Raw genomic sequence first — 16985 nt, 5'->3', positions numbered from 1 at the left:
GATTAACATTTTATCGCAAACAAAAACGGCCCCTTTCGAGGCCGTCTCGTTGTTCTTGATTCTTTTTAATGAAGATACGACTTGTCACAGATCGGGCAGGCGCCTTTGCGCAGCGATTCCTCGCGCAGTTCGATCCGCGACATCACGCGCCCTTCCTGCAGACCGGACGATCGCCCGCTGCGCCGTCCCGCTGCAAAACCTGCCAGCAGGACGAGGAGCAGGAAGAGCGCCGAGAGCAGCACAGACGTCACGGCTCCTCCCTCCTTTTCCGGATGCCGATCCCGCCAAACAACGCCATGATCATATGCACCAAAGGCGCGGCCAGCAGCACCTGCACCGTTTTCAGCGGCGAGAGCAGCACCGACGCCAAGAGGGTGATGAACATCGCCAAAGTCACTTCCACAAATCCGAACCTGATTGCCAGATTATTCTGACCAGAACGGCGGTCATGCTGCAGATCCATCAGGTCATCGAGCAGTTGGATCATCGCCATCACGCAGAGCGCCCATAAGGTCAGACCAATGCTCGTCGCCCAGCCGGAAATGCCCAGCACGATCGCCGATTCGGCCCAGCCGGGCAGCTTGGTCGGCATTTTTTCCCGCAGGTCGTGGCCCATGCCGATCGCGTAGGCGGCGAGAAACAGGGCCAGCGCTTCCTGCGGCGCCAGCGTCATCGCCAGACCCAATCCGAGCAAGGCGTACGGCAGGCACGCGCGGCCCAAACGGATCGCCAGCGTGTGCCGTCCGACGCACTGGTCGTATTCCACGTCCAGCCAGTCGTCCATCAGTTTGATCGTCAGTCCTGCCAGCACAATGCCGATCCACTCGACCAGCAGGCTAGACCAGACGCCAAACATGCTCTTTCACCTCCCGAAATCCTTGGCGGTAGAGGGCCGAGATCGGCAGCAGATTCATTCCTTTCAACTCTTTTTGCAGGAGCCGGAAGCCGCTTTTTCCTTCTGGCAGATCGGTCTTGTTCGCCAGGCAGAGATAGCCGCTTTTGCGCTGCCCGACTTCGGCGATCTGCAGGTCGAGCTCGCCAAGCGCCTGTAAGCCGCCGGCGCGCTGGACTTCTTTGGCGTCGACGAGGTGCAGGATGCAGTCGGCATGGCGCAGCTCTTGGAGCGTTTGCGCCATCGCCTCCCGCATTTCGAGGTCGGGGTGAATGCCGTCGGCCAGTCCCGTGGAGTCGGTGAGCTTAAACGCGCGGGTGCCTTTGCCGCGCGGCAGGTCGAGCTGGATCGATTGCAGGCTGCGCGTCTTGTGCAGGCCGGTGCCGGACAGTTCGTGCCGGGCGCTGACCATGTCCAGTTTGCGCTGCCGGGTGGTGCCGTCGGGAAGCTGGAAAAACACTTCCATGCGTTGGAGACCTAAAAATTCCGCAAAATTGATGCAGAAGATCGTCTTACCGACGTTGGTTCTCCCAATCACGAGACAGTTCCTCATGCCTGAGTCCCTCCCCCAAAACCAAATCGTCCGGCTCAATGCGCATCAGTTCATCCCGCGTCGGCCGGCTGGCATCGAGCAGCCGCACCGCTTGCAGTCGGATTCCTTTTTCGATGACATTACGCACCATGCGGGCGTTGCTGAAGTTGCGCTGACCATTGGAAGCTGAGTTGCGCAGGAACGTGCGCAGTTTGCTCGCCGCTTCCGGAGACAATTTGTATTCGCGTTTGCGAAGCATCGTGTCCGCGATTTGCATCAGTTCCGATTCGCTGTAGTCCTCAAAGTTCACCACGATCGGGAATCGGCTCGGCAGGCCCGGATTGGTGCGCAAGAACAGGTCCATCTCATAGCCGTACCCGGCCAGGATGAGGACAAAGTCGTTCTTGTGATCCTCCATCGCCTTGACCATCGTGTCGATGGCTTCTTTGCCAAAATCTTTTTCACCGCCGCGTGCTAGAGAATACGCTTCATCGATAAACATAATACCGCCCAAGGCTTTTTTGATGTGATCGCGGGTCTTTTGCGCCGTGTGGCCGATGTACTCCCCGACCAGGTCGGCGCGTTCGACTTCGACCAGATGCCCCTTGGACAGCACGCCCATCTCGCGCAAGAGCTTGGCGAGAATGCGGGCAACCGTCGTTTTGCCGGTGCCTGGGTTCCCTTTGAAGATCATATGCAACACGATCGGCTCTGTGGCAAGTTTTGCCTGCGCGCGCTTTTGTTGAATCTGCACAAACGCGTAGATCTCCTTGACCAACGTCTTGACTTGTTTGAGACCGATCATCGAATCGAGCTCGTTCAAAATTTGCTGGAAGCGCTGCATCTCCGACTGCGTCGAGCGGTTCCCCTCCCGGCGCACCACCGAAGAAGTGCTCCCAGGTCCGTATAGCCGTCTAAGTGCTTCGTTCAGCGCCACCTCGCCATTACGGTACTGATCGATCACATCGATCCCGTCACGCTGGTTCGGCGGCTTCTGACCGCTCTTAATCACGTTGGTTTCCACCTCGCTTTGAAGAGAATGTGGTATAGCCTATGTAGGTGGGGCGAGATGGGTGAATACCTAAAAAAACCGGATCACTCAACGCTCTGAGTGATCCGGTTTTCTCTTATCAACCAAAGAAGAGATCAAGAATGTTTGAACCAGCCGACGATTGTTTATTGTAAAACTCAGAGTACCCGCAATTTGCGCAGTACACGACGATAAACTGATTGTGCTGAATATCAAACATCTTGGAAAGGCCTGTGCCGGTCATGGCGACTTCTTTCGACTTAGCTTGTCTGCTTCCGCATTTGATACATCCCTTTTCACTCATCCATCGATCACTCCTTGCCAGTTATGCTATCTTTTACGTTTCAGCGCTTGGATGGTTCCAGATCGCATAATAAAAATCCCCGACGATTGTCAGGGGATTTTTCATACGGAATCTGAAATTTATTAATAGGAACGAGCAAACCAGACAGTATGTTCCGCTTTTTCCCCACAGCAAATGCAGGTCTCTTTACCTACAGGAGGAGCAAACGGGATATTGCGCGACGAGAAACCGGTCTCTTCCTTGACTTTCGACTCACAGTCATCGTTGCCACACCAGCCGGACAATACCCAACCCGCGATCTTGTCCGCTTGTTCGGACGACTCAATATGATCGTGAAGTTCTTGAATCGAATTGATGTGCGTGTACGAGTTGGCCGTGCGGAAGTCTTGTGCCCTTTGGAACATATTGGATTGCACATCGGCCAGCAATTGGTTGACAGACTCTGCCAGATTCTCGATGCTCAGTGTCGTCTTTTCACCGGTATCACGGCGAGCTGCCACCACTTGATTGTTTTCAACATCACGCGGACCGATCTCGATGCGTACCGGAACACCGCGCATTTCCCACTCGTTAAACTTCCAGCCCGGCGTCTCATCACGCAAGTCCGTTCTGACGCGGACTCCAGCTTCTTTAAGCGCAGCATAGATCTCGTCAAGCTTCTCCAGCACCATTTCACGCTTGCTCATCGGACCTGCCGGAATGATGACAACCTGCGTCGGAGCGATGCGCGGCGGCAAGGCCAGGCCTTTGTCATCACCATGCACCATGACCATTGAACCAATCAGGCGTGTCGAAGTCCCCCAGGACGTGGTGTGTACATATTTGTGCTGGTTGTCGCGATCAAGATATTTAATATTAAATCCAATTGCAAATTTATCGCCAAGATAATGCGAGGTACCGGCTTGTACAGCTTTGCCATCCTGCATCATCGCTTCAATTGAATATGTATCTACGGCTCCTGCAAAACGTTCGCTCGGTGTCTTTTGACCCACCCAGACCGGGATTGCCAGCTCATTTTCGACCACTTCGCGGTAAATTTCCAACATTCGCATCGTCTCTTCACGCGCTTCTGCTTCATCAACATGAGCGGTATGCCCTTCTTGCCACAGAAACTCAGACGTGCGCAGGAACGGGAACGTCCGTTTTTCCCAACGGAATACGTTTGCCCACTGATTGATCAGTACCGGAAGATCGCGGTAGCTGTTGATCCATTGGCTGTACATATGACCGATGATCGTCTCGGAGGTCGGGCGCAGCGCGTATTTCTCTTCAAGCGGCTCGCCACCGGCTTCCGTCACCCAAGGCAGTTCCGGGTTGAAGCCTTCGACGTGCTCTTTTTCTTTTTCGAAGAAAGACTCAGGAATGAGCATCGGAAAGTATGCATTCCGGTGTCCGGTCTCTTTAAAACGCTTATCCATCGCCTGCTGAATGCGTTCCCACAGTTCGAAACCTTCCGGCTTAAATACGATGCACCCGCGCACTGGAGCGTAATCCATCAGGTCCGCTTTCCGGATCGTATCAAGATACCAGCGAGAAAAGTCCTTGGATTGCGGAGTGATCTCTTTTGAAACGCTTTGTTTGTTTTGATTCTTCTCTTGCATAAATCCTGCACCCCCGAAGTCATTCTGGCGAACCTTATTATAAACCAATTCATATAAAAAGGGAAATGATGGCCAGAACAAGGCTGTTTTTGATAGATTTCAGCAACCGAAGTCAAGAACGGTTCGCGTCGGCCGCGCTGTTGCAACGAGACCGCGGCGCAACTGGCTGAGATTTGGTCGAGCTTGCTCAACGTCTCGCAGGTCGGCGTACATGACAATTTCTTCACACTCGGCAGGCACTCGCTGCTGGCGACCCGCCTGATCACGCACCACCCGCAACACCTTCCAAGCGGAGCTCGCCCTGCTGATCGAGCAGGCCAAACAAACGCCTGCAAGCGAACCAAAAGAGCCGGCTATCACCGCCCGCTCCCGTTCCTGGTATTGCATCAAAAAAGGGAAATAGACACAGAAAAGGGCCTTAGCGCATTCGCTAAGACCTTTTTCTATGGGTTTTCGTTGAAGTTCTCGGCGCCAGACCAATCTCTCCTTAAAATGCCAAATAACAATGAAGAGAGAAAGGAATCTCATGCTCAGCAGATCTGTCCAAATTATGTGGATGAGACGGATTTCACTTTGTAGTTTCAATCTAAACAAAGAGCATTATATACCTCTGCCATTCTCACTGACTTGCTTTTCAATATGATATTGGATTTTTTGAAGTTTATTAGGCAGGACGTATATATACTCAATAATAGTTTGCGTAAAATCAATCAAATCGCTCACTAACCCATCTGATATTTCCTCATCAGAATGGGCTGCTTCATTTCCAGCTTTTCTTAAGAGAGTTGCCATGCTATCTAAGAGCTTAGGAAGAACCCCTTTCTCATATAGATCGTTTAGCATCTCATAGAGTTTAGTACCCTGAGCATTTTGATCTTTGCAAATCAACTCGAGTGTTTTCCGTAATGAAAACACGCAAGTATTGTTATCGATATGCCTTACTTTTATAGCCGATTCGAATGCTTTTACCACTTTTTCAGGAATTGTAGTATTACTGATGTTTACTTGCGGGTACAGGATTCTATAATTATAGTATTGCTCTCCACGAGGTCCCGTTTCTTCGCTATGCCAGTAACATTCCTCAATAGTGACATTTTGGCAAACCGGGCAGAAAAAAATTGACCACTCATTCCCATAAGAAACCCAGAAGTTATTCTCATAATCTAAAAACTCTCTATCTCGATATGTATGTTTAGCAACTTTTTTCATCGAGGTTTTATTGCCGCAATGATAACATAACAATACTTTCTCTTCTGCATTGCCACCCATCCCATCGCCCCCATATATTATTTAATGCCTAATATGAGATCAACTAATCTTATACACATCCATTTAAATGTGATGTAAGGACCTGTATACTCCAGCCCCGATTCGTTCCAAATCTCTGTATGTAGTTGCGTGGTGGTTAGGAGAATTAGAACAACATCTGGAACTAATTTGAGTCCTAATTGTTGACTCTTTATATGTTGAACCAACACCTTTTAAGTAATGTAGCACTTCGGTAACCGTAAAGCTATTTCTCCCCTTTTGCTTAATGACAGCACTGATCGCTAGTAATACTTCTTCCCTACACCCATTTCTCTTGATGACGCTATCTCCCATTCTTCTCCTCCTCTATCGTTTCCGCCTCACACTTTGAAAAACAGTATCCTCCTTATAGTACCAAGGGGAATAGCTAACTGCCCAAGCAGTTATCCCAGCAACCTGTCTAGTTCATTTTGCATGTCGTAAAGTTTCTTTTTCATAGCATACAGAACAGAACGTGGGATCGTTATGAGGTCACTATTACTATAAAATTTCTCAAACACCTCAATCCCACCGACAAACTCTGCCCATTTCCCTAATTTCTCACTATCTGCTTTCCCAAAATTAAAGGTGTAACTTCCGGTGGTTAGGTATGTGTTAGACTGGAACGGTTTCTCCATTATACTCTTGAAAATAGCATGGTTAATTATGAGATAACGAGTGACTTCATTTGAACCAACAAGAGCATAGACAAAGAAACTATTTTCATCATCTCCAAACTCATCAGCGTTGAACGTAAAACTATATCCAGTTTTCTCTGTACGAGTAGAATATCGAAAGATAACTTTAAATTGATAATCCCGACCTTCTACGACCAATTTTTTATTCGACGTGCCGCTTTCAGTTAGTCTGTAGCCATAGTCCTCGAGTTTTGAAATAAACTCATCCCGGTACCTCTTCCATGTCTCAAATGAACTCATTTTTCCACCTCTAGTTTTTGTTATTTTATAAAACCCTATGTTTATATTACCAAAACATACCCAGTGTGTCAACTTGCAGACTTGCCCCGCGATATAAAAAAGGAAGCCTTCTGGCTTCCTTTTTATACCCATTACCTCACATTCTCCACAGTTGACGTCAAACACTTCGATGGAGACTGCCAAACCTTGCCGTTTCGCCACATAGCGGAAGTTATAGTTGTCGGAGTACTGGAAACCGCTCGAAGCGTTATCATAGCCCCAGAGCAGGTTGTAGCAGGTGCCGGTCGGAAAGTCGTTCTTTTTCCACATCCGGTCGTCCGACACCGTTTCGCCGTCGACTTCGATCTTGGTAAAAATGTCGCTTTTGCCGCCGAACGGATCGCGGTTGGCGCGGGAGACCGTTCAGATGCGAGTCCACAAAATACGCCGGGTCGGCAAACACGTCGCCGGTGAAGGTCTGGCCGCCAACGCTGCAAAAACTGCACACCCATCGCGAACTATTTTATTTCATATTCTGTTATTTGATCACCGTAACACTGATAGAGCAAAGAGATTTTAAAAAAGCTCCTTCGGCCGTAACCGAAGGAGCTTTTTGCTCAGAGATGCTTTTACTTTCCTTCAATTGAAACATTCTTCAAATCATAGCCCTTGATGTTGTCCACAAGCGTCAGATTCTTCACATACGGCTTGAGCAGATACGAGTACTGGCGGTAAAGGACCGGCGCGACCGGCAGATCGTTCATCAAGATCTTTTCGGCATCGTACAGGTACTGCATGCGCATGGCCGCGTTGACCTCTTTCTGTGCTGCCATCACCAGACGGTCGTACTCCGGATTGCTGTAGCGCGTCTCATTGAAATCACTGTCGGTCAGATACATGTCGAGGAACGTCATCGGGTCGTTGTAATCAGCGCCCCAGAACGAGTACACGATTTGGAAATCGCCCCATACGGAACGCTCAAGCCGTTCCGCGAACGACACATACTCCGTCTCGATCTCAACACCGAGGTTTTGGTGCCATTGCTCTTGCAGCGTTACTCCGGAGAGCTTGGAGGTTGTGCCGTTGTCCATCAGCACGGTCAGCGTCGGCAGTTGGGTCAGACCCAACTCTTTCAAGCCTTCCTGCAGCAGCGCTTTCGCTTTCGGCAGGTTGGCGCTGCGATTCAGCAGGTCGCCGTTTGTCGTGCGGAAGTCGCCGCCCTGACCGTTCGAGATGCCGTACGGAACGAGTCCGGTCGCGCCGACCGTACCGTTGTTGTACACCTTGCTCACGTATTGGTTCGCATCGATCGCATAGGTCAGCGCTTGGCGGATCTTTTTATTTTTCAGCACCGGGTGCGTCATATTGAACTGCAGATAGCCGCTGGTCTGCTCGGGAGCGGAATGGTACTCCGGGTTCCCTTGGTAGAGCGCGTGCGCGTTGGCTTCAGCCTGGAACAGGTCGAGTTGGCCTTTGGTGTACATCGTCTTCTGCGTCGCTTGCGGCTTGCCGATGTACACGTTGACCTTTTGCAGTTTTACATTGGCGCGATCCCAGTACGTATTGTTTTTCTCGAGATAGATCAGTTGGCCGTATGCCCAGGTATGCAGCTTAAACGGGCCGTTGGACAGCACCGTGCCGGCATCGTTGCCATACGCGGCGCGTTTTTGTTCGACAAACGCTTTCTTCTGCGGATAGTAGGTCGGGAAGGCCAACTGTTCCGGGAAAAAGGGAATCGGGGATTCCAGCGTGACTTCGAGCGTTTTCGGATCGATCACTTTGATGCCGACACCCGAAGCGGAGCCGGTGCCATTGTAGTAATCTTGCCCGCCCTTGATCCACGTCAGGAGGAATGCATAGTTAGCCCCGGTGGAGCGTTTCAAGCCGCGTTTCCAAGCATAGTCAAAATCGCTCGCCGTCACCGCGCTGCCGTCCGACCATTTTGCGTCAGGGCGCAGCGTGAAGCGGTAGGTCTTGCCGTCCGGAGATATGGTCCAGCTCTTCGCCACGCCTGGAACGGCCTTGCCATCCTTGTCGAGGCGGGTCAAGCCTTCGTTGATCTGCGAGATCATGTTGAACGAAGCTGTGTCCGTTGCGAGCACCGAGTCCAGCGTGTCGACGTCGTTAAATTGCGACAGGTGCAGCACCTGCCCTTTATTCGGCGTCGATTTGACGCCAGAAGTGATCAGGACGGAGTTGGTCTTCTGCTCCCATTTCACGTCTGCGCCCAACGTTTCCGAAACAAAGCGGATCGGCACCATCGTGCGGTCGTTTTTCATTTCCGCCGCCTGGTCCAGCGTGACCGGAGCGCCGTTGACGTACGCGGTTTTCGAGCCGATTTTCAAAGTGATCGTCATGTCGCCTTTGACCGCAACGACGGTATTCGTCTCCTGTTTCCAGAACACTTCAGCGCCCTGTTTTTCAAAGATCCCGCGCAAAGGCACAAGGGTTCTGTCGTTTTTCATGTACGGTGCGCTGTCATACGTTTGTTTCTGCCCGTCGATCTTAATCGTGATCGGCGGTGCTGCTGCTTCTGTCACGTTCGGCACAGACATCAGCGAGACCATCGTCACGCCGAGCAGCGTGTTTTTCCACACGTTAGCCAAGGTGCAATCTCCTCCAAATTGACAAAATCTTTAGTAGTATTCGGAGATGGAGGTGGAAATCCTTTAAGGTAATTTGGGCCAGTTCCAACTGTGATTTCTAAGAGGTATAAGGAAGGATCAAAAAAAGTTAGCACATGGTGAATTATCGACAAAAGAGCATGCGACGATTTTGTCTCATGCTCTTTTGTTAAAAAATACTAAGTTTGTATATTAACCCTTAACAAAGGTGTCTGTTCAGAAGCATCCAATGAAATATCACGAATACTACAAGAACTTACAGTAGATACTCCAGCACTGGTATAGATTCGCAATTTAATTTCCTTCAAATTAAACAGAGCCTGTACACCGCCTGCGTCCAAATCGATAGGATTTATTTGACCTATGACCCCACCGCCAACAATATTAAATTCTACTTTCAACTCCAAAACCTCCTTGATTTTAGGTACTTTCATTTTCCGGTACGAAGTCCTCCAACAGTGTGACACTTGCAGAGAGCAACGCTGCCAGAAGGTAGCTAATATACTTAACCTGTTTGCGCATCCCTCCCATTGCTACGACTACTTCTCCTCCGTGATGATGTGCACGACTGGACAGGTTTATCGACTTCATCAGCCATTCAAGCGACTCTATTGAGTCTATTATCGTAGGAAATCGCTTCTTCAAACTGGCTACAAGACTCTCGATTTTCCCAGACGCCTGTTTCTGATTCAACTGTACACCAGTATGAGAAGCTAACAGCACCATTACATCCTCCAATAAGATCCTTGCATTCCGCATACAATCTTCATAGTACCCCATTCGCTCTTTGTGAATAAATTCCTCGAATCTTCCAGTCACCTGTAACCATCGATCTGACTGTTTAGGACGTAAGTTAAGAGTCGGCAACTCCAAAAGCTCAAAAGACTTGTAACCCGCATCCTTTAATAAATTACTCCACTTCTCACGATGGATTCGAACTCTAACTGGGGGATAAACTGTAAATGTACTCATCTTCCCTGTAACAAGTTTAAGAGCCTGATCGATTCTCTTCTCCCACTCCGAGTCATTTCTACTACGATAATAATTGTTTGGGATGTGACAGACCGCATAAAAAGATAAACTTATTTCGATTTCCTGTTGTGGAACACGGTTTTCTTCAATATATTGAATCATTTTATTTGACAAGGGAATCCAAAATGGTCGTCCTGGCAGCTTGGCTTGTACCGGAATATCAACCTTTACCCTCGAATCCAACTCCACATGTCCACCAAGTAAAGAAATATAATCATCAAGAAGACCAATCGGTGACTCGAACTGTGGGTGAAACGTTAGCTTTGCTGATAGTTCATCCGACACTACTTGCAGTTGTTCGATATCCAATATGAATCTATAACAGGTAATCGAGTTACTGCGAAGCTCAAATTCTGCTAGCATCTCCTTACCCCTCCCAACTAAACAACACATAATTCCATTTATCCCCTTGTGCATAAGTGATTATTCTGCTCAGTTCGAGCTCATCAAAAAAACCTACTTGAAATCCCTCCACTATAACACTCAAATACACAACAGAAAATAACGCGATATGCTTAAGAAGGTATAATTATCCGCCTCCATACATTGGAAAAATTCATGACAAGACTGAAACTGGATTTGCTACATTTCTAATAATTATTTGTTTCCTCTTAATTGCTCTGTCAGCCGGCGTCCTTATTATCTGGCGGTATAGACGTATAGCAAAGAAAAAATCCAAAGCAAAATTATTTATCAAGATCATTGACAGTATTTTATCAAACCAATCCGACAAATATATTTGCAGCATTTTAATCGCCGGATCATTTACCTAAAAGAAAAGCCCAGCAGAATGTCTGCTAGGTCTTTTTTGCACTTTCCAAAGCTGAATATCCAATTGTATAATAAAAAGGAACACATTTGTAATTACAGGGAGAGTTTTAGGTGAACATTGATCCTCAAGAAACACTTGGACAACGGATACGTCGTCTCCGCTTGGAAAAAGGCATGGCACAAAGCGAAGTGGCCGACGGGTATGTAACGATCTCGATGATCAGCCAGTTGGAGCGGGATAAAAATACCGCTTCGGTGTACCTCTTGCAGCATATCGCCAAAAAGCTGCATGTACCCCTCACTATCGCCGCCATGATCACGGCGCGTGATCATCCCTACTTGGCAATTCAGCAATTACAAGAGTGCGCAGACAATTATAAAGAGAGTAACAACTTACCTGACCTGCTTTTGTCTTATTCTAAAATCGCACAGATACATATCCAAAATCGTAATCTCCATGAAGCTTCACAAATCATCGATCTTGCCACACAAGTCGCCGCTGACCTTACTGACCAACAAATACCTTCGATGGGAGAATTTTTTCAAACGTGCAGTCGATATGAGTTACTTCTTCAAAATCATGGACATTCGATAGAATTCGCCTTAAAATCAGCGGGAATATTTGGTACAATTGGTTTATTACACGATCAAGTCGACTCGCTCCAAGTAGTGTGCGAAGCTTATCAATCAATTGGAGACTACAAAACAGCATTTGAGACCGAACGAGCATGTACTTTACTATTGAAAAAGATAAACGAACGGAGTGTTTAGCATGAAAAAGTTTTCGTTTTTCGTATTAGTTACCTCTTCGCTAATCATCGCCTCTTTTTCTGCAACAAATGAAGCTTATGTAAAACCGATAGACCCGGATGGCATCATCGTTAACCAAACAGCCTAAACAGAGCCCGTCACATCGACGGGCTCCTTCACATTCTGTGAGGTGATTTATTTGAAGAAAAAATACCTGACCGGCAGCGGCGTTATCGCTGCGTTCCTCGTAGTGGGACTACTAATCTGGAACCGGGAAGTATCGCAAGCAGAACAGCAATATGTGGAGAAAGCTGCCAATAATTATCTGCCTGACGTGCAAGCGGACATCTCGAACGGAATGGACGTAGATGCGCGTGGAGAATACGGTGAAACGGCCCTGATCGCTGCTGCGTACAAAGGCCATCTACAGATGGTGGAATATCTTTTGCAAGCCGGAGCCGACCCCGACGCGAAGGACGACACTTGGATGACAGCCCTGCGCGGCGCAACGGCAAACGGTCATCTGGATATCGTGAAAATTCTGCTAGCCCATGGTGCCGACCCAAACATCCAGGACAAGACAGAAGGCAGAACTGCCCTCATCGATGCCGCGATGCATGGGACGCCTGAAATGATTCAGGTCTTACTAGAAGGCGGGGCCATTCTCAACCTGCAAGCCAAAAATGGCCGTACACCCTTGCACTGGGCGGTAGATAGTCTGCAGACCGAAAACGTGCGCCAACTCGTCAAAAACGGGGCGAACGTGAAGACCATCGACTACGTGGGCAAAACTGCCTTGGATTATGCCAAAGAAAAGCAGCACGACGAGATCATCCAACTGCTGCAGCAATAAAAAAAGCACCCTGAGGTGCTCATACCCGCTCCAGTGGGCGGTACGGTTCAGAAGGCAGTTCAACGCGAATCGCGTCTCCCGGTCGCACTTCGCCGCCTGCCAACACAATGCCCATAACACCGGCTTTGCGAATGAGGTTGCCTTGCTCATCCTGATCCAGCACAGCTTTCATCAGTCCTGGCTGGAAGCGATCCAGCTGTGCGCAGGGGTTGCGAAGTCCGGTGATCTCCACCACCGCCGTTTCACCGAGATACAGACGCGCACCCGCCGGCAGTCCCAGCAGATCGACACCGCTGGTGGTCACGTTCTCCCCCATCTGCCCGGCGGAGACGGTAAAACCTTTGCTCTGCAACTCCTCAAACAGCTCCGCGTGAATCAAATGCACCTGCCGCAAATTGGGCTGCGTCGGGTCTTGCTTCACCCGCGAGCGATGTTTTACCGTCTCTCCCAAATGCGCATCCCCTTCTACTCCCAGCCCTGCCAAAAGCTTAATGCTGTCCTGCGTAGGTTTGCTAAACGTATGCGAAGAACTGCTGCTTACCGCAACAACCACCCTTTTTTCCATACCCGACACCACCTGATTTTTTTAGAAAGAAGGTCCCTTATGGCAAAGAGTTCCGTTTACCTGCAACTAAGTCAATTTCTACAAAAACATGAGTCCAACAATCTAACAATGAAATTCGAAGAAATTGAAACCATTATCCACCGAAACTTGCCGCCTTCTGCAAGAAAATATCAAGCTTGGTGGGGCAACTGCTACAATCAAAAATCAAGACATTGCCAAGCTTGGCTAGAATACGGTTGGGTGCAAGAAAGCCTAGATATCGCAAATGAAATCGTGACATTTCGAAGAAACAAAGACGCCGTCTAGGCGTCTTTTTGTATGTGAGTACCTGATGATCTCCTTCTAATGAAAAGCACAAGCGCCAAAACTGCGGTTACCACCGGGATTGGAAGAATGAATTGTCCAATCCATGGAAAAGAAACGATGACCGCAATGACTCCAAGTAAAGTACTTACTGACAGCGTTGCTATCGACCCTCTGATCGCACCCATGACTCCGGTGTAGAGAAACGTCAACATAAGCAAAAAGAAGATAGTAATCATCACAAGATACACAGCGATCCCATTCATACTGTCACTTCCCTCCTGCATTGGTATCAGATCAATTTCACCATATGATAGAACCGATACCCACTGACGGTCAGTTCTCCATCCACGCGGAAGCCTGCTTTTTCGTAGAGACGATACGCCCGTTCGTTGTCTTTTTCAACAAGAAGAGCCAATTTGTGATGCTCTTCGGCACGTGCCTTTTCTTCGAACGCACGCATCAGTTCCCTGCCAAAGCCGCGGCCTTCATACTCTGAAGATACGGCGATCGTGTCGAGGTAATACTCGTCGTCTTGAGCTTCTTTGGTGATCGTAAGGCTCGGATCACCAGTATGAGCGATCAGGCGGTCGAGGAACGGTTGATCCAGTTCAGCGGTCCGGCTGCCATGGTACGAGACGAGGACGCCAACGACACGTCCGTCATGCTCTTTGACCAGAGTATTTTCGAAGCTGAGACGGTTGCCCTTTTGCTGGAAAAACGTTTCAAGAACTCCGGTGACTTCTGCAGGGTCATCCGAACCAGCGAGAGTGTTTCCTATTTTCCCAATGGTTGAGTAGATCAGCTTGATTGCTGGTTGAAAGTCTTCTTGATGTGCTGGCCGGATCATGTGTTGCCTCCTATGGACGATGGTGTTATCTACCATTTTACACATTTTCGAAAAAAGAGCACAGTGCCAACACGGCACCTGTGCTCTTTCTAATTGCCAATCACTAACGCAAGGAGGCACGATAACCCGCAGCAAGAGCAGCCTCCGGTGTACAGAACATCTCCTCAGCAATGGTTACTTCATAATACTGACCACCCGGAACATGGAAAATCTTCTCCCCAGAGCTGCTAATGTTCCCTTTGATTGCAGGTGTTCCACAATTTTGACCGGACGGGAGCCCCGTAGTTGTGGTAATGGCTACCGTCTGCGTCGAATTAATCCAATCCACTTTTGCGCCAAGTTCTTCTGCAACAAAACGTGCAGGTACGTATGTACGATCCTTATAAGTTAGAACAGCATACCCTTCTGGCAATGCCTTGGTTTTACCATCAAACGTAAATTTGATCGGGCTAAGATATGCAGTAATACTCTGATCCGCAGAAGCCACACTGACACCGGCGATTACGCTGCCGATGAGAATGCCTGCAAACAGTTGTTTATACCTCGCGATAAACATAACTGATCACCTCCTATATTTTCCGTATACGTTAGTAAATTCTATGCTTCCTCTCTCATCACCTTGTTTTTTCTTTGAGTGTAATAAAAATACAGAAGAACACCTACAAAGAGAGAGAAGGAAACGCCACGAGCTACGATTCCACTTGTGAGTACAACACCTAGTAAAGGTGGTAACAGCAGCAGCGGTCCATCAAATCGCAGAAATTGCTTCCACCTGCCGTCAGCAATCGAAGTTATAGTGATCACTATAAACACACCCAGAAAACATACAGCGATAATACACAGCACGAATTCCCAAACCTGAGAGGTCGAGTACAATCGAGAAACCGAGATCAGGATTGTGGCCACGAAACTATACAAACCGCCAAGAATTAGCAAAGCGACGTACGCTGGTTTAACAAATCGTGAAATGATCATTGCAACAAACTGCTCAACCCAAGAGGTCAGTTCCCCGTTTGCAAGTTTCGGAACGGCACCTTCATTGTAATTTTTTAACACTCGAACTTCTTTCCTTATCAAGTCAATACATTCCTTGCCGTACTCAGTTGAAGTGTCGGTGAATATCCCTTGTATTTTTTCAATCAAGCTAATCTGTAAATACGGGTATGAACTACCGATTAGGTCATACATTTGCTTTTGTGCTTCTCGATCTTTTGTGCCTTCAAGGTACTGAAGCAAGGAGTTTTCTAATTTCCCAAGGGTTTCAACCGTTTTGTCGAAACGCTCTAATACTTTCCCAGTTCTTTCGGAATCTTCCTTGCGAAGCTCTTTATACAGCCATAAGAACACTCCGATGTAAACGATAACAAAGAGGAATATATAAACATTTCCTCCAACCAACTGTAAAACAGAACTCCCAATCAGCGCGATCGGATTATTCACATTTCAAACCTCCATTTTCTAAATCATTTCATCATATACATTTTATATGAAATAAACAGCACGAAATGGGGTTGGGTAATGTGAAATGGAAAAAAACTTTCTCGGGTATCTTTATTGCTGTTGTCGTTCTGGTCCCTGTTCTTTTAGTCACCAATGAACTTAAACCGAATCTGACCACGATGATCCCTACAGAGACCGTGTATGCAAACTGCACAGAAGTAAAAAATGCAGGTAAGGCCCCCCTTCAAAAAGGAGAGCAAGGATACACTGCAAAACTTGATCGGGATGGGGATGGCATCGCATGTGAATAAGCAACGAGCACGAGTCCGCCTATTCAGGGCTCGTGTTCTTTTTGATTATGAAAATATTACATGTGAGCCTGAGAAAGGGCTTATCTATATTTACCTAGAATGTAAAGTCGACAAACAGGATGAAATGGAGGAATCGTTTTGGTCTGCTCGCAATGCGGGAAAGAGCATGAGCAGGGAGCATGCAGTCAGCCGATGGCTGTAGAAGCGCCTGCTGTAGAAACTGAAAAATCGAATGTAAAAGCTCCTGAGATCGGCGCGGTCTGGGCTTGGTGCTTGACGCTGATTGCCGGGGCGATTTTCTTTTCGAACAATTGGAAGAAGCTTGGCAAGAAACAACACATCTGGTGGACATGGGTGTCTGCGGTCGCAGTGTTGCTTCTGATGATTTTCAGCTTTGATCTTTTTGGCAATCAGTATGTCGGCAATTATCTGTACATCGCCTGGATCTTTGGCATGATCTTCTTCCAACGCCGCTATGTTCCCAAGGAACTGACTTCGAAGATGGGCTTTATCTTCGCTGGATTGCTCTCCGCCGCCGTCATCATGCAAGGGCACCTCTACTCCGCTCCAAATGACGGAATTGGCGTAGGCGACGGGGACAGCGTCATCGTCGGCACGACGTTTGAAGAAAAGTCGGATGAACTGATTGTCAAAGGCAAGGAGTATAAAACCGGTCAGCAGTTGTACGCACGAGTCTACTCGTATGACACGTTTGACACGAAATCGCTTAAGTTCTACGTCGAACAACAAGTTGGCTCGGACTGGAAAGATTTCTATTCGGAAGATCTGCAGACGAATGAAGCCTATAACGTCTTAGTGATGCCATTTACGATTGAAGATGCCGGTACGTATCGCGTCTCTTTTATCAACCAGGGTGAAGTGATTGAAGACGCGGAAATCGTAATCAAGTAAAAAAGAGCACG

At 48.2% G+C, this 16985-nt stretch carries 23 protein-coding genes and 1 pseudogene; 7 read left to right on the top strand and 17 right to left on the bottom strand.

Features of this window, described 5'->3' with window-relative positions; translation table 11 throughout:
* Nucleotides 1-65: 65 nt before the first annotated feature.
* The 6 genes from CBW65_RS18780 to proS form a co-directional block, all read right to left on the bottom strand.
* A complete protein-coding gene (locus CBW65_RS18780) occupies nt 66-251 on the bottom strand; it encodes a hypothetical protein (RefSeq protein WP_087458133.1) in 186 nt (61 codons plus the stop codon).
* Entirely contained in the window at nt 248-856 is a 609-nt protein-coding gene (locus tag CBW65_RS18775) for a hypothetical protein (protein WP_087458132.1), read from the bottom strand. Before CBW65_RS18775 ends, CBW65_RS18780 begins: the two co-directional genes overlap by 4 nt.
* Nucleotides 837-1430, bottom strand: a complete 594-nt coding sequence (locus tag CBW65_RS18770; RefSeq protein ID WP_157722058.1) for a GTPase — start codon at nt 1428-1430, stop codon at nt 837-839. Before CBW65_RS18770 ends, CBW65_RS18775 begins: the two co-directional genes overlap by 20 nt.
* On the bottom strand, nt 1405-2385 hold the full coding sequence (spoVK, locus tag CBW65_RS18765; RefSeq protein WP_408646559.1) for a stage V sporulation protein K: 981 nt from the start codon (nt 2383-2385) through the stop codon (nt 1405-1407). Before spoVK ends, CBW65_RS18770 begins: the two co-directional genes overlap by 26 nt.
* A 169-nt stretch (nt 2386-2554) precedes the next feature.
* On the bottom strand, nt 2555-2758 hold the full coding sequence (locus CBW65_RS18760; protein ID WP_087458130.1) for a zinc ribbon domain-containing protein: 204 nt from the start codon (nt 2756-2758) through the stop codon (nt 2555-2557).
* A gap of 122 nt (nt 2759-2880) precedes the next feature.
* Entirely contained in the window at nt 2881-4359 is a 1479-nt protein-coding gene (gene proS, locus CBW65_RS18755) for a proline--tRNA ligase (RefSeq protein WP_087458129.1), read from the bottom strand.
* A 183-nt stretch (nt 4360-4542) separates the two neighbouring features.
* Here proS and CBW65_RS25415 point away from each other — a divergent pair, with 183 nt between their 5' ends.
* A complete protein-coding gene (locus CBW65_RS25415; RefSeq protein ID WP_157722057.1) occupies nt 4543-4938 on the top strand; it encodes a hypothetical protein in 396 nt (131 codons plus the stop codon).
* Between the two features lie 21 nt (nt 4939-4959).
* Here the strand turns inward: CBW65_RS25415 and CBW65_RS18745 are convergent, their stop codons facing one another.
* The 6 genes from CBW65_RS18745 to CBW65_RS18725 form a co-directional block, all read right to left on the bottom strand.
* Nucleotides 4960-5628 carry a DUF4145 domain-containing protein gene (locus tag CBW65_RS18745; RefSeq protein ID WP_087458127.1) on the bottom strand — a complete coding sequence of 223 codons (669 nt, stop codon included), beginning with the start codon at nt 5626-5628 and terminating at the stop codon, nt 4960-4962.
* A 63-nt stretch (nt 5629-5691) separates the two neighbouring features.
* Nucleotides 5692-5961 (bottom strand): DUF7669 domain-containing protein, encoded by a 270-nt coding sequence (locus tag CBW65_RS25465; protein WP_456300705.1) that lies wholly within the window; start codon nt 5959-5961, stop codon nt 5692-5694.
* 89 nt (nt 5962-6050) lie between these two features.
* On the bottom strand, nt 6051-6893 hold the full coding sequence (locus CBW65_RS18740; RefSeq protein WP_087458126.1) for a hypothetical protein: 843 nt from the start codon (nt 6891-6893) through the stop codon (nt 6051-6053).
* Between the two features lie 299 nt (nt 6894-7192).
* The gene (locus CBW65_RS18735) at nt 7193-9160 is read right to left on the bottom strand and encodes an ABC transporter substrate-binding protein (RefSeq protein ID WP_232463552.1); all 1968 of its coding nucleotides are present in this window, start codon (nt 9158-9160) and stop codon (nt 7193-7195) included.
* 206 nt (nt 9161-9366) lie between these two features.
* Nucleotides 9367-9588: a hypothetical protein gene (locus CBW65_RS18730; RefSeq protein WP_157722056.1), complete on the bottom strand. Its 222-nt coding sequence runs from the start codon at nt 9586-9588 to the stop codon at nt 9367-9369.
* A 19-nt stretch (nt 9589-9607) separates the two neighbouring features.
* On the bottom strand, nt 9608-10582 hold the full coding sequence (locus CBW65_RS18725; RefSeq protein WP_087458123.1) for a hypothetical protein: 975 nt from the start codon (nt 10580-10582) through the stop codon (nt 9608-9610).
* 519 nt (nt 10583-11101) lie between these two features.
* Here CBW65_RS18725 and CBW65_RS18720 point away from each other — a divergent pair.
* From CBW65_RS18720 to CBW65_RS18715, 3 genes are read left to right on the top strand one after another with little or no spacing between them, the layout of a single operon-like run.
* The gene (locus CBW65_RS18720) at nt 11102-11761 is read left to right on the top strand and encodes a helix-turn-helix domain-containing protein (protein WP_087458122.1); all 660 of its coding nucleotides are present in this window, start codon (nt 11102-11104) and stop codon (nt 11759-11761) included.
* Between the two features lies 1 nt (nt 11762).
* Nucleotides 11763-11888 (top strand): hypothetical protein, encoded by a 126-nt coding sequence (locus CBW65_RS25175; protein ID WP_269767965.1) that lies wholly within the window; start codon nt 11763-11765, stop codon nt 11886-11888.
* A 51-nt stretch (nt 11889-11939) separates the two neighbouring features.
* A complete protein-coding gene (locus tag CBW65_RS18715) occupies nt 11940-12593 on the top strand; it encodes an ankyrin repeat domain-containing protein (protein WP_087458121.1) in 654 nt (217 codons plus the stop codon).
* A 19-nt stretch (nt 12594-12612) separates the two neighbouring features.
* On the opposite strand, the gene CBW65_RS18710 is transcribed toward CBW65_RS18715, so the two are convergent.
* Entirely contained in the window at nt 12613-13158 is a 546-nt protein-coding gene (locus CBW65_RS18710; RefSeq protein ID WP_087458120.1) for an MOSC domain-containing protein, read from the bottom strand.
* Nucleotides 13159-13197: 39 nt separating this feature from the next.
* Here CBW65_RS18710 and CBW65_RS18705 point away from each other — a divergent pair, with 39 nt between their 5' ends.
* A complete protein-coding gene (locus CBW65_RS18705; protein ID WP_087458119.1) occupies nt 13198-13464 on the top strand; it encodes a DUF7662 domain-containing protein in 267 nt (88 codons plus the stop codon).
* Here CBW65_RS18705 and CBW65_RS18700 read toward each other — a convergent pair.
* From CBW65_RS18700 to CBW65_RS18685, 4 genes are all read right to left on the bottom strand, one after another.
* Nucleotides 13461-13727 (bottom strand): hypothetical protein, encoded by a 267-nt coding sequence (locus CBW65_RS18700; protein WP_087458118.1) that lies wholly within the window; start codon nt 13725-13727, stop codon nt 13461-13463. The genes CBW65_RS18705 and CBW65_RS18700 overlap by 4 nt on opposite strands.
* Nucleotides 13728-13753: 26 nt before the next feature.
* Nucleotides 13754-14311: a GNAT family N-acetyltransferase gene (locus tag CBW65_RS18695; protein ID WP_087458117.1), complete on the bottom strand. Its 558-nt coding sequence runs from the start codon at nt 14309-14311 to the stop codon at nt 13754-13756.
* Nucleotides 14312-14414: 103 nt separating this feature from the next.
* Nucleotides 14415-14867 carry a sunset domain-containing protein gene (locus tag CBW65_RS18690; RefSeq protein ID WP_087458116.1) on the bottom strand — a complete coding sequence of 151 codons (453 nt, stop codon included), beginning with the start codon at nt 14865-14867 and terminating at the stop codon, nt 14415-14417.
* A gap of 41 nt (nt 14868-14908) precedes the next feature.
* Nucleotides 14909-15751, bottom strand: coding sequence for a hypothetical protein (locus CBW65_RS18685; RefSeq protein ID WP_087458115.1), 843 nt, complete (start codon nt 15749-15751; stop codon nt 14909-14911).
* Between the two features lie 200 nt (nt 15752-15951).
* Between CBW65_RS18685 and CBW65_RS24930 the strand changes: the two are divergent.
* A pseudogene (locus tag CBW65_RS24930) lies at nt 15952-16062 on the top strand (excalibur calcium-binding domain-containing protein); the annotation flags it as partial.
* 138 nt (nt 16063-16200) lie between these two features.
* Nucleotides 16201-16974 carry a hypothetical protein gene (locus tag CBW65_RS18675; RefSeq protein WP_087458113.1) on the top strand — a complete coding sequence of 258 codons (774 nt, stop codon included), beginning with the start codon at nt 16201-16203 and terminating at the stop codon, nt 16972-16974.
* The last annotated feature ends 11 nt before the right edge of the window (nt 16975-16985 follow it).

Origin of the sequence: Tumebacillus avium (assembly GCF_002162355.1) — a bacterium.
Lineage (GTDB): Bacteria > Bacillota > Bacilli > Tumebacillales > Tumebacillaceae > Tumebacillus_A > Tumebacillus_A avium.
This window is presented reverse-complemented; position numbering and strand designations above follow the sequence as displayed.

What these genes read in the sequence shown, in the direction of transcription:
- CBW65_RS18775 (WP_087458132.1), bottom strand. Translation starts at nt 856, where the DNA reads ATGTTTGGCGTCTGGTCTAGCCTGCTGGTCGAGTGGATCGGCATTGTG.
- CBW65_RS18760 (WP_087458130.1), bottom strand. Translation starts at nt 2,758, where the DNA reads ATGAGTGAAAAGGGATGTATCAAATGCGGAAGCAGACAAGCTAAGTCG.
- proS (WP_087458129.1), bottom strand. Translation starts at nt 4,359, where the DNA reads ATGCAAGAGAAGAATCAAAACAAACAAAGCGTTTCAAAAGAGATCACT.
- CBW65_RS18745 (WP_087458127.1), bottom strand. Translation starts at nt 5,628, where the DNA reads ATGGGTGGCAATGCAGAAGAGAAAGTATTGTTATGTTATCATTGCGGC.
- CBW65_RS25465 (WP_456300705.1), bottom strand. Translation starts at nt 5,961, where the DNA reads ATGGGAGATAGCGTCATCAAGAGAAATGGGTGTAGGGAAGAAGTATTA.
- CBW65_RS18740 (WP_087458126.1), bottom strand. Translation starts at nt 6,893, where the DNA reads ATGTGGAAAAAGAACGACTTTCCGACCGGCACCTGCTACAACCTGCTC.
- CBW65_RS18725 (WP_087458123.1), bottom strand. Translation starts at nt 10,582, where the DNA reads ATGCTAGCAGAATTTGAGCTTCGCAGTAACTCGATTACCTGTTATAGA.
- CBW65_RS25175 (WP_269767965.1), top strand. Translation starts at nt 11,763, where the DNA reads ATGAAAAAGTTTTCGTTTTTCGTATTAGTTACCTCTTCGCTAATCATC.
- CBW65_RS18710 (WP_087458120.1), bottom strand. Translation starts at nt 13,158, where the DNA reads ATGGAAAAAAGGGTGGTTGTTGCGGTAAGCAGCAGTTCTTCGCATACG.
- CBW65_RS18705 (WP_087458119.1), top strand. Translation starts at nt 13,198, where the DNA reads ATGGCAAAGAGTTCCGTTTACCTGCAACTAAGTCAATTTCTACAAAAA.
- CBW65_RS18700 (WP_087458118.1), bottom strand. Translation starts at nt 13,727, where the DNA reads ATGAATGGGATCGCTGTGTATCTTGTGATGATTACTATCTTCTTTTTG.
- CBW65_RS18695 (WP_087458117.1), bottom strand. Translation starts at nt 14,311, where the DNA reads ATGATCCGGCCAGCACATCAAGAAGACTTTCAACCAGCAATCAAGCTG.
- CBW65_RS18690 (WP_087458116.1), bottom strand. Translation starts at nt 14,867, where the DNA reads ATGTTTATCGCGAGGTATAAACAACTGTTTGCAGGCATTCTCATCGGC.